Origin of the sequence: Nocardia sp. NPDC059229, assembly GCF_042754165.1 — a bacterium.
Taxonomy (GTDB): domain Bacteria; phylum Actinomycetota; class Actinomycetes; order Mycobacteriales; family Mycobacteriaceae; genus Nocardia.
In genome coordinates this window covers 153,892-170,971 of sequence record NZ_JBHZAK010000003.1, presented here as the reverse complement: position 1 = coordinate 170,971, position 17,080 = coordinate 153,892, and the positions used below count along the sequence as shown (strand labels likewise).

The 17,080-nt window shown below is 70.5% G+C and carries 1 protein-coding gene (cut by a window edge); it reads right to left on the bottom strand.

Annotated features, from left to right (window positions below):
• Positions 1-17,080: the 5' portion of a hypothetical protein gene (locus ACFXHE_RS09720; protein ID WP_379381598.1), read on the bottom strand. It extends 16,640 nt beyond the left edge of the window; 17,080 of the gene's 33,720 nt are visible here — the first part of the coding sequence; its start codon is at positions 17,078-17,080; the stop codon falls past the left edge of the window.

Genomic DNA, 17,080 nt, shown 5'->3' with positions numbered 1-17,080 from the left:
TGGCCCGCGCGTATTCGCGCAGGACCTCGACGTCATAACCGCCGTCGAAGCCGATAACGTCGATGTCCCAGCGCTTCTCGAGCTTGTCTGCGATGTGCTCGGCGTCCAGGCCCGACCATTCGTCGTCGACCTGCAGGGTCCATTCCGGCTTGTGCGCCTGCGAGTCCGTCGCCTCGTGACCCGCGTCGTGCTCGTGGGCGGGCTGCTGCTCGTGCCGGTCGTCACCGTGCGGCGGGTGACCGTCCGCGGCGTCTACACCGTGGTGCTCCGGCGACGCGGGGTTCTCGGCGTGGTCCGCCGACCGTGCGCGGGCCGCCGGATCGGATCCGTTGCTCCCGGCCGACTCGTGTTCTTTTCCGGCCGAACCGATTCGACTGTCGGCGGGCCTGATTTCGGTACCGGCACCGGGATTTTCGCCCTTGCCACCCGAACCGGGCTTGCCGCCGGGGCCCTCCGGCTCGGCCGGGACGGGACCGTGGCCGGGCTCCTCGCCCGGATCGCGACCGGTGGGATGCTGGTCGACCCAGTCGGCGAAATCCTGTGCGCGATGCAGCTTTTCGGCTGCGGCCCGCATGCGGTCGGCCGCGCCCATGGCGTGAATCGCCGCGTGCGGATCCTCGCCGCCGGGGGTAATGATGGTGCGGTTCGACAGATTCGCCATGACGTCGGCGAGCCGGTCCGGGGTCAGCTCGGACTCGTCGATGTGCAGGCCCATGTGTTCGCGCACGTCCGCGAGGGCGGTGCGCAGTTCGGCGCGGGCGTTCTCGACGGAACGGGCTGCGGCGGCCTGGGGAGTGTCGGCGGCGATGCGGGCATCGGCGGCGAGGTGGTCGAGCTGGGTCTGCCAGCGCGCGGCGCGGTCCTGGGCGTCGAGGTGGCGTTCGGCGGCGTCGGCGAGGTCGAGGCGGCCGCGCTGTTCCGGGGTGAGCTGGTCCCGCGGGGTGTCGCCGAATTCCCCTCGGGTGGCGGCGATCCAGTCGCGGGTGAGGTCAGCCTCGGTGACCGGGATTCCGAACATGGCATTTTCCACGGCCATCTTGGCTATGTCGGCGTCTTCCCGGGCGTACCGCAGTTCGCGCAGGGCCTGCGCCTGCGGTGATTCCGCGGCGCGAATCGCCTCGATCGGCTCGGGCCGCACCGCGGCCAGGAAATCCATGGCGGTCTGGTACCGGTGCACGGCATCGCGGAGCGGGGCGAGTTCGGGCGCAGGACCGCTCTCCCCACGCAAGACCCGATCGAGCTGACCGACGATCTGATCGGGGTGCTCGGGCCAGGTCCCCGGTGCGGCGGCGGCCGCAGAGACCAGTTCGGCTCGCGAACTATCGACTTCGCGCTGCCACACGTCGGCCGATGTCTCGCCCGGGCCCGCGACGGCGTCGACGGCCGCGCGCAGTCGCGCCTCCTGGTCGCTCACCCGGGCCTCGGCCTCGGTGAAATCGGCCGCCGCCCGGGCCAGATCCGCGAGGTGCTGTTCGGAGTTGAGCGGGTGGCCGCCGTCCTCGGCGGTGCGGGTGGCCAGATATTCGAGGGTGCCCGGCAGGCGTTGCGGGCTCAGGTCACTGTCGCGCACAGGCCGGTCCGAGCCGGTGTCCAGGTGGCTCAGGGCTGCATCACGCTGATCGCGGGCGGCGTCGCGAGCCTGGCGAGCCTCTACCAGCTCGGTGGCCAGCTCACGCGGACTGCGCTGCGGCGCTTCCGGTTCCGGTTCGGCGGTGAGTGCCACGTGTTCGGCGGCCAGCCGCTCCAGCTCGTCGATGTCGGCCTCGCGGGCGCGGACCTCCGCGCGCATATCCTCGACCATCTTCTTGAAGTCGGCCGGCTCGGGCCGCTCGTGTTCCTCGATCTTCCCGTCGCGGTAGACCTCGTAAACCTCGGCGAAGCGGGCCTCGCGCACGGCGGTGACCAGCCCACTCAGCTCATCCGCGGACAGCGGGCGCTGATTGGGTTCCAGACTCGCCCGGTACTCGGCGTACGCCCGTTCAGGATTGCTGTCCCGCAGGTTGCGCAGCACGTCCCGAAGCTGATCGGGTGAGATCCGGTCGTGCATGCCCGGCAGTTGGTTGCTGTACAAGTCGACGGTCTTGCCGATATCGCGGACATCCACGCCCAGCAGATGCGACCAGACGCTCAAGGCCTCGGACAGATTGTCGGAAAGCGGCGGCTCACCGACGTTTTCGCTCAACAGTCGATGCAGCAGCTCCGGCTGGGAATCCTGGTGGATGGGCAGTACGCCGTCGGCCGCGCGCGGATCGGTGCGCGGGTCGAAACGCAGGTCCGGGTGGTACGGATCGATGGCGCCGAGCGCGTGCGCGTACTCGGCGAGCGCGGCGACCACCCGCGGACGCTCGCCCTCGCGGCCCAGCGCGTCGTTGATCGCGTGGACCAGCGCGGATTTCTTGGTGCTCTTGGGATCCGGCCCGTAGCCGATGATCTGGGTCTCCTGCTCGTTCTTGACGTGCTTGGAGCCGTGCAGGTCCTCCGGCTCCAAGCCGAGCCGCCGCGCGAGCCGGTCCCGTGCCGCGATGGCGGCCTTCGCGTCGGATTTGTTCAGCTGTTTCGCGTAATCCGCGAGGTCGCCGATGGCCTGCGCGCGGCGCGCCCGCTTCATGTCCGGGTCGGCGATCGCCTCGGCCAGGCGCTGCGGCGACAGCTCCCCCGGGTCGATGCCGAGTACGTGCGCCAGGTCGCCGAGTTTGTCGCTGAGCTCGTGGAATTGGTCGATGTCATCGCTGCTGCGGATGTAGTCCGCCATGCCCTCGATCTGCGCGGCCCGCAGCATATTCTGCTGGCGCAGTGCGGCGATGGTGCGATCGAGGTTCTCGCCCAGGTCCATCGTGTACACCGACAGGCGGGCGGCGACCGCATTGCGTTCGGCGCGCACTACATCCGGATCGCGCGGCGCACTGGATTCCCGGCTCGGCTCGGGCGTGGCGTGGCCGCCTTCGGATTGGACGATCTTCCAGGGACCGTGGTCGTCGCGCACCATGAGCACCGGGGCACGCTCGCCGTCGACTTCCAGATCGTGGAAGCGCACCTGAGGGGCGGCACGCTCGACGACGTGGACCGCGCCGTCGTCGTTCAGGCCGACATCGCGGTAATCCAGTTGCAGCTCACCGCGATTGAGCATGTCGCTCAATTCCGGGTGCACGGCCAACGCCTCGACCAGACGGGCGTGGTGGTCCTCGTCGCCGCTGATCACGACCAGTCGGACCGGGTCGCCGGGGTGCTCGCCCGGACGCACGCCGACCCCCGGCTCGAGCATCGCGCCGCCATAGACCTCCATCCAATCGTGCGCCGTGCGGTCGCTCACCTGCTTGGCCTGCCGGTCGGATTCGTTGTCCAGCTCGATGAAATGGTCCACGGCGGCGGACAATTCGTTCAGACGGTCCCGGGCGTCGCGCACCGCCATCCGCTGCTCGGCAATGATGTGGTCGAGTTCGGCCTTGGTCGGGCCGAGTTCATCCAGACCGATGCCGAGCAACTGAGCCCAGTTCGACCGCTCCTCACGGACCTGATCACGCGTCAGGGCGTGATGGAACAGTCCGCCCTGCTCGCTCTGCGGGAATCCGTCCTGTGGATCGTCGAAATGGCTCGCCCACTCTTGGCCGATGTTGGTGCCGTCGGTATCCAAGGCGGTGACCCGGGGCTTACGCGGCTCGAACGTCTTCGACGGATCATCCGGCGCGGCAGAGTATTTCTCCCGCTTCCGGTCGGCCTGCTCCTGCCGGCGCTCCTGTTCCTCGACCGCATGGACCTCGCGCACATAGCGGCCCAGCGGATTCTTGTCATTGATGGCGACCGGTCGGGTCGGGCGCTGTTCCTCGTGCTGATTGAACCGGTCCGCGACGACGTTCAACGCCTCGATCGCGGCGGCCCGGCGCATCAATCGATACGCCTCGTCGGCGACCGCGCGGCGCAGAGTGGCCGGATCCGCGTCGGTCAGCTCGATGCCGTGTTCGGCCGCCACGCGCACCAGATCGACCAGCGCGGCGTCGCGGGCCTCGACCGCGTGCACCAGGGGCTCGGGCACATTCGACGCCCAGTGCCGTTCCGACGGACCCGGCAATTCCGGGTCGTGAGAGACCGGGTCGGGGTGCTGTGCTTGCGATTGCTCACGTTCGCGGATTTCGTCCGCTTCGGTACGCATCCCGCCCAGGCGCATACCGGTCTCGATCTCGGCCCGCTGCTTGGGATCCGCATCGTGGAACCCCGGTACGTACTCGCCGCCGTCGCGGGTCCGCATGGGCACGCCATCGGCGGATACGTGGGCGACGCGGCTGGTCCGCACCCACGGGATCCCGCCGGTCCCGATCAGGGGCATCCGCTCCCGCGCGTGCCAGATGGTGAAGCCTTCTTTGAGGATGCGGGCGAGCGGAATCTCGTGCATCTGGTCGGGGAATTCGTGCCCCATGACGGCCTCGACGAACGGGTCCGGCTTATCGGTGTACGGGAATTCGTGGCCGAACATGTAGCCGACGCCCCGAACCACCTCAGCCTGCCCCGCGCTGTCATTGCCGGAGCCCGACGGGTATTTGGGGTACTGGCCCAGGTAGCCCTTCAGCGTTGCGCCGTACTCCTTTATCGAATTCAGGGCCCGGCGAAGCAATCCGGGTCGCTGGGCAGCAGGTTCCGGCTTCCCGGGCAGCTCCGGGCGTTCGACCACCGCGATCCGGCGCGCACCATCCGGTCCCGTGGTGACCTCGACGTGCACCCGGTGACCATCGGCCTCGAGCACCAGCCTGGGGCCCTTCGCCGGGTCCGGCTCGTGGAAGGTGGCGGCCATCAGATCGGCGACATCGTTTGCGCGGCGCAGGGTTTCGTCGCGCAGGCCGTTCAGGACCCGCTCCGGGTCGCGAGCCAGGTGTTCGGGGTCGACGCCGAGCAGCCGCGCCCATTCGTCGCGAACCTTCCCGTAGGCGTCGCGGCCGCCCGGCGTGACCGACCCGGCGTGGCGGTCCATGGCATCACTCAGCGCCTCGATCGCCCCGGCGCGCAACAGGTTCCGGTACTGCAGCTCCCCGGCCAGCTCGGACAGGCGCTCCGGGGTGATGTCCTCGGGACGCAGGCCCAGGCGGTCGGCCAGCTCCTGCCGCAGTTCCGGCAGCGAGAGCGCGCGCGGTTCGCCCTCGGCCGGGCCGTGATTCGCCTCCGCCCACGGTTCGAGCGGCAGCTGCCGTCGGGTCTCGCCCGGGCCCGGCTCCACCGGCTTCGGGGCGAAGCGGTCCTCCGTCGTCAGCGGGCCGAAGTCCTCCGGGCGCATGGGGCGCGGCGGACGGTCGCCTTCCGGATCGCCGAAACGGCCACGCGCGCGGGCATTCTCGGCCACATCCCGCATAGCGGCCAGTGGATTACTCCGCTGGCCAAGGGATTTATCCATGCCGAGGGCATCCGCCAGCTGTTCGGCGTACGCACGTTCGGCCGGTGTGGGCTCCCGGACGCCGGGCGGGGCCTCGGTTCGGCCCAGGTAGTCGGCCACCGCGCGCAGGGCCGGGGCGGCCTCCACCGGATCGATGGAGTGCACCACCGTGCCGGTTTCCCTTGCAGGAACGATCAATTCCTGGGTTTGGGCCTCGGGGAACGTCACTTCACCGAGAGCCTCGCTGTGCAGACGCGTATCCGGCAGCGTTGCCTCGAGGGTCGGGCTCGGTTCCCTGAAGATGACGGGCTCCTCCGGCCCGGATTCCTCTGTCGCACCGGGGTCCCCGGACTCGGGCTGCTCGCCGGTTTCCGAGGGAGTTCCGTGGTCGTCGCCGCTCGGCTCGCGCTCCGGTCCCGACGCGGCTGCGCTGGGAGGCGGCGATGGCGGCTCCTTACCTCCGGCTCCGGCACCAGCCGCTTCGACGGGACGACCACCCTCCGACTCGTCCGGGGACGGCCCCCGGCGCGAATCCAGCGGCTTCCCGAGTTCCGAATCGGGCGCGGCGTCATGCGGTCTCGACTCGGCGCCGGGCTCGTGCGGGGGCTCGATGGTCCGGGTGGTGACCGTGCCATCCGGAGCCACCTCGACCCGGCGGTACTCGACCGGGATGCCCTGATGGTTGAAGGCTTCGCGCAGTGCGGTACCGAGGACGTGCTCGGGATCCGCCGACGGCTTCACCACGACGACAACTTTGGGCGGTTCGCCGGCCAGGCCGACGCCGGGCTTCAACACTGTGTCCGTGGACGACGCGAGCACATCCTCGATCGCCGCCTGATGGGCATCGGCGAGGGCGGCGCGGACGTCGTCGAGTCGCCTGTAATAGATCTCGAGCGCCTGTCGCATCGCCCGATGAGCGGCAACGGTCTCCGGGGAGAGGTCGGGGTTGGCGCGGAATCCGGCGACCAGGGCACGGTCCAGGGCGCGGGGCGACAGACCGGTGGGATCCACGCCGAGGGCGCGGGCCAGCGTGTCGATCCTGGCCCGATCGACGGTCTCGGCCCAGTGCAATGCGTTCCGAGCGTGCGTGGTGTGCTCACCGAGCAGGGTTCCGGTGGTCGTCTCGGTGGGAGTGTGCACCGCGACCGGACCGGTCGCCTCCCAAGCCCCGGCCGTGCCCGGAATGACCTGCTCGACAATGGGATCCATGCCGCGGGGCAGCTCGGGAGCTGTCGGCCCGTCGACGCGGCTGCCCGCTGGGTTCGAATCTCCCACCAGGCCTGGGTAATTCGCCGCGCCAGGTTCGGATTCCCGCACCACCGGCTCGCGGGTGGGCTCTGCCAAAGGGCTCGGGCCGGTCGGCCGCGCGATCGCATCGGGAGGTACGTGGAAGGAGGCAGTTTTATGCGCGTTCTGCTCCAGGCTGTCCATCAGGTGCCAATACAGAACCTTCGCAGGCTCGGACGCACGCTCACCGTTGAGCTCCACATCCAGGAATGCCTCGGGAATCGCCTCGTCGCCTCGGAACTGCCATATCTGCTCGAGCCCGGAGCGGTGGCGCCCGGAACCGCTGTCCAGCCCTTCCTCGGCCGAGCGGCTGTAGCCACTGAGTTGATCGAGCCACTCCTGGAAAGCGCGGCGGAACTCCCTCCGGCTCAGATCGGGCCTGGTCGCCTCGAAATAGTCGCGCAACACCCGCAGCGCAGTCCTCGACGGCGGCTGCGATCCCCACTCGGACCGCTTTGCGGACTCGAAGTCCACAACATGCCCGAACTCGTGCACGATCGTGGCATACAACGGGCGCCTGTCTTGATTCGGCGGATGGTATCCGGAATCGCCGTAGTCGGCGCCGACTGGACGCGCGCTGTCATCGTCGGCCCAGTGCCGGTTCAGCACAATCGAAGTCGGGGAATGGGCGGCGTCTCCGACAAAGTGGGCGACTCCGCCCGCCAGTGGCTCGATCGCGACTCGTCGCAGATTCCTGGCAATCGGATAGCGCCGCATCATGTCGTCGACGGCACGAGCGAACTCTCGCGTGGCGAGCGCGGAGACAGCCGGGTGGTCGAAGCCCTCGACCACGAGTCCCCAACGCTCCGCGAGCTGGTTCGCCACCTCGATCGGCGACAATCCGGTCCACTCGTCGATCGGGAACCCCTCGGGATCGCGGCTATCCTCCGGCAGCGCGACCCACTCCTCGTGGGTGAGATGTGGCCGCTCTCTTGCCCATTCCGCCGGGGGGATGGGCCGCCCATCCTCGGGCCCGGTCGGGCGCTTCTCGCCTACCGGCGGATTGCCGCCATCGTGCGCTTGCGCCGTGCGCTCGCCCTCCAGCGGATGCTCACCCGCCGGACGCCCCTCCGCCGGAAGCGGGTCGCCGCCTCGGCGCTCCTCGGTCCGCGTGGATTCCGGCTTGGTGTTCGCGTCATGGGGCTCACCGGCGGCCGGGCGTTCCGCAGCCGGACGCTCGATCGGCTCCGAACCTACTCGCCGCTCACCCGTGGGCGAAACCGCGTCCACGGCCGACCGCTCACGGGCGGCGGAGGGCTCGTGCTCAGCCGAAAGCGAAGGATCATGGGCGGCTGCCGAATCGCGAGCGCCCGGCCGCTCCGGCGCGTCCTCGCGCTCGCGGGTCCGGGTGGGATCGTGCGCGGCGGCGGGTTCCGGGTCATGGACCGCGGCCGGATCGTGCGCGGTCGTCGGCTCGTCGGTCGCATCCGGTTCGCGGGCAACAGCCGGATCGTGCGCGGTCTCCGGCTCGCGGGCGGGTTCCGGATCGCGGACAGCGGTGGGTTCGTCGGGGACGGGTTCGCGAGCGGGTTCCGGGTCGCCCGCACGGTCGGCGGAGTGGGGCGATTCGGCGGCGGGCTCGTGCGGGGGCTCGATGGTCCGGGTGGTGACCGTGCCGTCCGGGGCCACCTCGACCCGGCGGTATTCGACCGGGACACGCTGGTAGTCGAAGGCCTGACGCAACGGCGTGCTGAGAACGTGCTCGGGGTCGGTCCGGGAGTCCAGCAGGACAATGGCCTTGGGCGGGTCGCCGGCCATCCCGAGGCCGGACTTCAGCACAGGATCCGTGGTCGCCGCGGTCACGTCGTCCACCGCCACCCGCTCTGCCTCGGCGCGAGCGGTTTTCGCCTCCTCGAGGCGCGCGTGGTAGGTCTCCAGCGCGTGCATCAACGCACGGCGGGTCGCGACGGCTTCCGGGGAATGATCGGGATTGGCGCGATAGCCGGCGATCAGAGCGCGATCCATGTCGGCCCGGGACAGACCGGTGGTATCCACGCCGAGCTCCCGGGCCAGCGCGTCCACCCTGGCCCGATCGACGGTCTCGGCCCAGTGCATCGTGTTCCGGACCCGAGTGAGGTGCTCATCGAGCAGGGCGCCGGCCGTCGACTCGGTGGGCGTGTGCACCTCGGCCGCGCCGACCGCCTCCCAGGCCCCGGCCGTGCCGGGGGCAGCCGGCTCACGATCCAGGCCGCTGGGGAAATCGAGGGCGTTCGGCCCGTCGTGCCGAATACCGGCCGGGTTCGAATCTCCCACCAGGCCCGGGTAATTCGCGGCGCCGGGCTCGGTTGCCGGCGCGACCACCTCCGGTCTCGCGCCGGATACCTCGGGCTTCACCTCGGAGACAGGCACTTCCGGGCCGAACCGGCTACGGGCGTCGATCGAGGGTGATGCGGCGCGCTGCGACGCGCGGGCGGGCTCCTCCACCGGGTTCGGACCCGTCGGGCGCTCGATCGTATCGGGCGGCATGTGGTAGGAGGCCGAGTTGCGCCCGTGCTGCTCCAGGTTGTCCATCAGGTGCCAGTACAGAACCTTCGCGGGCTCGGACGCGTGCTCACCGTTGGTCTCGACATCCAAGAACGCCTCGGCGATTGCCTCGACGCTGCTGAATTCGACCCTGCGGCCGAGCCCGAAGGGGCCCGGTCTTTCCGCGGCCGAGCGACTGTAGCCGCTGAGTTGCCCCAGCCACTCCTCGAACGCGCGGCGGAACTCCCTGCGGCCTAGATCAGGCCGGGTCGACTCGAAATAGTCACGCAATACTCGCAGCGCGGTCTTGGACGACCGATTCCGCACCCACTCGGACGGTTTGCCGGACTCCGCGTCCAGCGCATGGCCGAACTCGTGCACTATCGCCGTGTAAATCCGGCGGTTATGGGAATTCGGCGGCCGGAAGTCCCCTTGATTGGGCGCGTGGACATGGTCGGCCGTGGCGTACCGCCGGTTCAGCACGATCGCGTCGGCCCTCATTACGAGCAGATTGGATTTCAGGATCGAAGGACGTTCAGGGGGCAGCTCACCGAATCCCCACTTACAGTGGGCGAATTCGGACTTCAATTCTTCGATCGCGACTCGGCGCACGTTCCGGGCAATGGGATAGCGCCGCATCATGTCGTCGATGCCGCGAGCGAACTCACGCACGACCGTCGGATCGACCGCAGGATGGTCGAATCCCGCCACCTCGAGTCCCCAGCGCCGCGCTAGCTCATCCGCCACCTCGGTCGGCGACATCGTCGACCACTCATCGACGGGCAGCCCGTGGAACCGCAGGTCGTCAGCCGAGAGCTCGAGGAGTTCCGCCAAGGAGAGTTGCGGCTGTTCCCTTGCCCATTCCGCAGGGGGAATCGGCTTTCCATCGTCGTATCCACTCGGCCGCTTTCCGCCGACCGGCGGAGTCTCACCCTCGTGCGTACGCGTCGGTCCCGCACCCGGGTCGTCCGTACCAGATTTTTTGCGGCCCCCGCCGAATCGGGAATCGGCGGGTTGCTCGTTGTGCAGAGGGGATTCGTCCCGGGGACGCGCCTCGTCGCGGGGTGCTTCGTCGGTGCGCCGCTGGCCGGTGCTCGGGCGGTCCGGACGGTCGGTTTCGTGGCGGGGGTCCGCGACGGCCGGCTTCTCCGCGGTCGGCCGCTCGGCCGGTCGCGACTCGTCTCCACGTGTGCCTTCCGGAGCCGCCTCGTCCCTCGCGCGAGTGCCCCTCTCCGGGCGCTCGGTGCCGCCGACATCCTGTGGCTCGGTGCGGGATTCGGCCGATGGCTCGCGCTCGCGCGTCCGCTCCGGTGCGACCTCCGGCTCGCGTGCCGACGCGGGGTCGCGCGTGACAGCCGAGTCGTGGGCGGCGGTCGGCTCACGGGGCGCTTCTGGTTCATCTGCGACAACCGGATCGTGAGCGAGGGCCGATTCCCGGACAGCGGCAGGATCGTGCGCGGTTGTCGTGTCGTCGGCGGCGGTCGGCCCGCGAGTGGCTTCGGGCTCGCGGCCAGTCGCCGGGTCGTGGGCAGCGACCGGGTCGCGAGTGGATTCCGGGTCGCGGGCGGCGGCAGGGTCGTGAGGCGCAGCCGGGTCGTGAGTGCGGGACGGATCGTGAAGTGCTGCAGCGGGGTTCGCGACTTCTGGTTCGGGGACGCCCGCGCGGTGGCGGGGGTGGGACGAGTCGGTGTTGGCGGGCTCGTCGGTCTCGGGGTGGGTGGGGGGTTCGATGCGGGTTCGGGAGCCGGCTTCGGAGGGGTGGCGGGCGGCGTGGTCGGCCAGGGCGTCGACGAGGACCTGGTGGATGACCTTCGCGGCGGGGCTGGCGTTCTCGCCGTTGAGTTCGACATCGGTGAAGGCCTCGGCCAAGGCCTCCGGGCGGTCGATGCGCTGCCAGCGCTCGAAGCTGTAGCCGGACAGACTCTTGTGCAGCCACTGCCGGAAGCCGACAATATTGCCGTTCTCGGCGACGTAGTATTCGCGCAGCGCGTCCATCATGCGGTTGCGGGCGACGCCCTGGCCGGTCCAGTCCATGGCGTGCCCGAACTCGTGCATGATCGTCGCGTAGATCGGGCGAGCATCCGTGCCGTGCACGCTGTGGCCCGTGCTCACGTCGAGAGCGGCCCCTCGGGCCAGGTCGGCGGGATTGCGCGCGAGATCCGCGTTGAGGATTATCTTCTCGGCGTACCAGCCGACCGTGGGGCTCTTCTCCGGCTTCGAGCGCGCGTAGACGTCGTTCGGCAGGTCCCCGATCCCGACCGAGCGCAGATTGGTCGCCGGGAACTTCTCGAACATGGCGTCGACGGCGCGCGCGAACTCGCGCAGCACCTCGGGGTGGATTTCGGAGTCGAAGCCGAAAACGTCGATGTCCCAGCGCTGTTCGAGCTTCTCGGCGATCTGCTCGGCATTCAGTCCGGTCCACTCGTCGTCGACCTGCGACGTCCACTCCGGCTTGTGGGTGTCCGTAGCGTCGTGTTCGTGTGCGGGCGGTTGCTCGGGGCGGTCGCCACCGTGCGCTGGATGCTCGCCCCCGGCAGGCGAATCGGCCCCGCGGCGATCCAGCGGCCCGTGCTCCTCGGTACCGCCGGGTCGCGCCGAATCGTGAACGGGCGCGGTCTCTCTCGCGTCCGCCGACTGTGGGTGCTCCGTTCCCGGCGCGCGTTCGCTCCCGGGCGGGTCGAAGAAGGTGACCGGCTTCTCCGGGCGACCGCCGGCCAGCTCCCACAACCGATCCGCCGCGTCCCTGGCGGTCTGCAGCCGGTCCTCCGCGTCGGCCGCGCGGCGCTCGAACATCGCACGCTCGGCGCTCCCCTCCGGCAGCGAACCAGCCGTCTCACGCAACCACTTCGCGCGCAGACCCGCCAACTCGGCGTCCCGGTCGGCCTGCGTGGCCTCGTCGCGCAGCGGCTGGCGAGACACTTCCTCGGCGGGGTGCTGCTCGGGTACGGCGGGGGTGTCCGGGCGGGCGTGCTGCTCGGCCTGATCGAGGCGGTCGCGCTCGCCCCGGACCGGGCGGCCGGCGCGCTCGGACTCCGGGGCCGGCGGATCCGCCGCGTGCGCAGGGTCACTCGCATGTTCCGAATCACCTGCGCGCTCCGGATCAGCCGCGTGCTCCGAATCGGCAGGATGCACAGGATCATCCGCGTGTACCGGATCGGCCACCTGTGCGCGGTCAGCGGCATGCGCCGGATCTGCCGGGGTGGTCGTATCGGTCGAATCTGCCGCGCGCTCAGGATCAGGTGTGCGCGCAGGGTCGTCCACGCGAGCAGCATCAGCCGCATGCGCCGGATCTGCCGTGCGCGCAGAATCACCCGCGTCCGCAGGATCCGACACGTGTGCGGGATCGGAGTTGTGCGTCGGGTCGGCAGTGCGGGTAGAGCCGGTCGCGTGCTCAGGTTCCGCAGTTTGTTCGGGATCGGCCGCGTGCGCGGGATCGGACACATGTGCCGGATCCGCCGCGTGCGCGGGATCCGCAACACGCGACGGATCGGTCACCGGTGTCAGGTCGGCCGCGTGGGCCGGGTCGGGCGTGCCGGCCGGGTCGGGGGTGTGGGTTGGGTCGGGGGCGTGGGCCAGGTTGGCGGCGTGCTCCAGGTCGGTGGCTATGACCAGTTGGGTGAGGTTGTCGGTGCGGTGGAATTGTTTGGCGGCCTCGCGCAATTTCGTGAAGGCCGCTTGGGGGTCCGTGCCGCGCCTCGCGCGGAAGTCGCGGCCTTCGAGGTCGCGCATGGTGTCGTCGAATTTGCCTGCGGCCAGGTCGGATTCGGCGACCTTCAGGCCCGTTGCCTTCTGCAGGTTCTCGATGGCCTTGCGCAGGTCGTGGCGGGCGACCTCGTGTGCGCGGGCGATCTGGGCGCGCATGTCGTCGGGCTGATCGGGAGTGTTTTGCTGCCCGTGACCCGCCTTGGTCGCGATCAGTCCGTACCGGGTCCGCTCGCTGAGCGGGTCCACCGGCGTGCCGTCGTCCTTGAACAGGATCGCGTGGGTGCCCTTGGTCTCGCGCGGCACCTCCGGCGGGAAGCCGTGCTCGCGGCCCGCCGCCGGATCCTTCACGACGATATTGCCGTCCTCGTTGACCAGCAGGTAGGCGTGCCCGCCCACGCCGTGCTCGTCCGCGGGACCGGCGTAGAAGTCGACGACCAGCGCGGAGGAACCCGGGCCCAGATCCCGCAGCCGGTCCGCGATCGCCTCGTGACCCTCGTACCCGCGCAGCTTGCCGCCCGCCATGGAGACCAGCTCCGAGGCGGTCATACCTTCCGGACCGACCGGGCGCTCCGGAACTCGGATCGAATCGTTGCCGGTGAGCTGGCGCAGCAGCTTCAGGGCCAGCTCACCGCACCGGCCGCGGTTCGGGTGACCGTCCTTCGGCGTACTCCGATCCGACTGCGGCGCGGCATGATCGGGCGCCTCGTCGGGATGCGAGGACGCCGGGTGATCGGACGGCTCGCGCACGCTGCCGGGGTGGGCGGCAGTGCCGTCGCCGCGCTCCGGAGGCCCGGAACGCCGCTCGCCGGAGCGATCCGCCGGACCGCGTCGATCGGCCGGACGCTGCCCCTCCCCGGCACCGTCACGCGGCCGCTCGCCGCCCGCTGCCCGGCGCTCGCCCTCTCCTGGGTGCGAAACCGAGTGATCCCCAAGGGGAATCGGCGCAACCAGCAGCCCGTCTTCCGGCGCATGGTGGTCGTCCCGCTCGCGGTCGTGCGGGGCCTCCCCCGCTCCGGACCGCTCCGAATCAGGGTGCGCAGCGGCGGGAGAAGTATGCTCCGCCCCCTCGGCGCGCGGCTCCGAAGACGTACGCGCCTCGGACGAATCATGCACCGGCTCAGCCGGTTCGGCCCGATCCGCAACGGGCGTCCCACGGTCGGCAGCAGACTCGGCATCCGACCGCCCCGAATCCGTCGCATCCACGGCGTGATCCACAGGCTCACGCACGGAATCATCAGCGCGCGAAAGCCCCTCGCCCTCACCGGGCGCCACCTCGCCACCCCGAGAACGCCCCTCGGAGTCAACCGGCACATCTTCCGACCGCGAATGCGCCTCCGCCTCATGCGGCGCGGATTCCTCCGCCCGCACACCAGCCCAATCCCGGGGTGCAGCTTCATCGTGAGGCGCAGTCTCATCACGCGCCGCGGCGTCATCGCGAGCCGCAGCCTCGTCACGCGACGTGGGTTCATCACGCGACGCACTCTCATCACGGGGTCCGACCTCGTCACGCGGGGCAGCCTCATCGCGCGGGCTGGCCTCATCACGTGGCACCGACTCATCCCGTGCGGCGGCGTCGTTGGGCGCAGTCTCGTCACGCGGGGTGGCTTCATCACGCGGACCGACCTCGTCACGCGACGCGGCCTCATCGCGCGGTAGGGACTCATCGCGTGGCGCAGCTTCGTCACGCGGCGTCGTCTCATCACGCGCAGCAGCCTCATCGCGCGGGGCGGACTCATCCCAGGGGGCATTCGCATCGCGCGGCGCGGCGCTGTCGTGGGACGGGGTTGATTCGGGGCGGGGGTCGGATTCAGTTGGTGTGCGGTCGGATTCGGCGGCGGGGTTGTGTGAGGCCGGTTGTGCTTGGGGGGAGTCGTGACCGTCCGGGGCGGGAGGCCGGTCGGCGGTGGCGTTATGGGGCGAATCCTGTTGGTCGGCAGCAGGATCCGTGGGCCGGGTGTGGTCGTTGGGCTCGCGCGGGGTAGTGGGTTCGTGGGCGGTGGCCGGTTCTCCGGTGGGGCGGGACTGGGTGGCGGTCGCGCGGGCGTCTGTGCCGGATTGTGTGCGGGCGTCCGTGGCGGACTGCGGGCGGGCATCTGTGCCTGCCTGGGGGCGGGCGGCATCCGCGCGGAGGCCGGCGGCGTCACCTGCACGGGTGGGTGCGGGGCGGGCGTCCGGAGTTGCGGTGCGGGGTTCGGGGGTAGTGCCAGTGTGCTGCGCGGGTGCGGGATGCGAAGGGGCCGAAGGGCTTCCGGCCGCGGATGCGGCGGCGGGGACACCGGGCCGGTCCATCGCGCCGGTGGGTGCGTTGCCGCCGGAGGCGGCGTTGGCGGAGGCGGCGGCGTTGGCGGCGGCCGCGATCGGGATCTCGGTGGGGGCGGCGGAGGCGGGGGCGCCTGCGGCGGGTGACTCGTGCGGGTCGGGCGCCAGGGCGCTCGCGGCCGGGTGCGGGCTCGCACCGGAGTCGGTGGGGACTCCGGCACCGGAGCGGCTCGGGCCCGAATCGGACTGCGCCGCAGGTGCGGACGTATTGCCAGCGCTCGGATCCGCTGTGGTGGACGGGGATCGGGAGCCGGAATCCGTGGGCCCGCCAGTGGGCTGGGTGGCGCGGGAGTCGGAGGCCGGGGCGGACGACGCGGCGGGGCGCGAATCGGATCCGCCCGCGGCGGAAGTGGGGTTGGTTGCGGGACCCGAGGAGGACTGGGGCCCCGAGCCCGAGGTGGACTGAGGTCCGGAGCCGCCCGAGGCCTGCGCGACCGGGCCGGAGTTGTTTGCGACGGGATCGGCTGCGGGGGCCAGGTTCTCGTGCTTGCCGGCCTGAACGCCCGATTCCGGGGCGCCGGTGGTGTCGGGCGCGCCCGCGTGGGACTGGGATCCGTGCGAGTCCGTCGGCGTCCCGGCATCGGAGGGGGTATGGGAGTCGTGCTGCGGACCGCCGGACGGGCTGTGATCGCCGGAGCCCGACTGGTCGCCGGTGGGCTCGCCACGGTCGGAATTGCCGCGGACGTCCATGCTCGCGCCGCCGACATCCTGGCCCGGGTGCGCGGTACTGCCGTCACCCGCCGGGTGCGCGCCTGAGGTGGAATCCCCTGCGTCACCGGCGAATCCGGCCGGATGGAGGGCGGGACCGCCGGTATCGCCACCGGCGGCATGGCCCGGGTCGCCGCCACCGGCGGTATGGCCGGGGTCGCCGCCACCGACATGACCGGTATCCCCGGCGGTGGTCCCGCCGGGATGGGCGCCGACATTGGCCATATCGGTCGAGACACCGGCCCGCATGCGAGAGACCCGGGGCTCCCAGAAGCTGTGGGCGGCAGTGTGATTGATGCCGGACAGCGCGCCATTGCTCACGCCACCGGTCAGCATGCGCGGATCGAAATGGGTGAACGCGTTGCTCATGTTCTTCCACGCGTCACCCAGACCGTGCTGGTACACGTCGAGACCGAACTGCGTTCCGGTGCCGGCCAGGAATCCCGCTCCCGCACCGGCCAATCCGGCGCTGGTGCCGGTAATGGCGGCGGCCAGGTAGTGGTTGATGGCGGAGCCCTCGAAGTGCTCACCCAGCGCCTTGCCGACCTTGCCGCCCGCGATGCCGCCGGCGGCCGAACTGACGGCGGTGACCCCGATCTTGCCCCAGTCCAGGCCGCTGCGGTGTCCCGCCGCCACCTGGTACCCCTCGATGCCGACTTCCTGCAGCAGGCCCAGCCCGGCGTCCAGCACGAAGTGCCGCACCATGAACTTCGCCAACGACGAGCCCACCATCCTGCCGACATACGCGGCGATGCGCTCGACCGCCTCCCTGCCGATGATGCGCACAGCGATGCGCGTGGCCGCCTGCGCCGCCGCCTCCGCGGCCGGCGCGGTGGGCGGGAAGATCCAGGCCGCGGCCATCTCGAACGCCAGCATGGCCAGCGATGAGTAGAACATCAGCTTGGTCGACTCGATCTCGGTGCCGGTGTCGTGCACCGAATCACCCAGCTGATCGAAGAAGCCCGCCAGATCCAGGATGGAGGTATTGCCATCCTGCTTACCGCCGACACCGGCCATATTGTCGAACTGCTTGGCCATGGCGTCGCGGCCTTCGCCGTCCACGTACGCCGCCAGCGTCGCGTACTTGGCCTCGTCCATCTTCGTGACCTGGCCACGGAGACCGTTGGCGGCGGCCTTCCAGTAGTTCGCCAGGTCCCACATCTGGTCTTCGTTGCCGTCGGGCCATTCCACGCCGACGAGCCAGCCCAGCCATTCGAGTTCAGGTGGCAGGTAGAGGGCCAT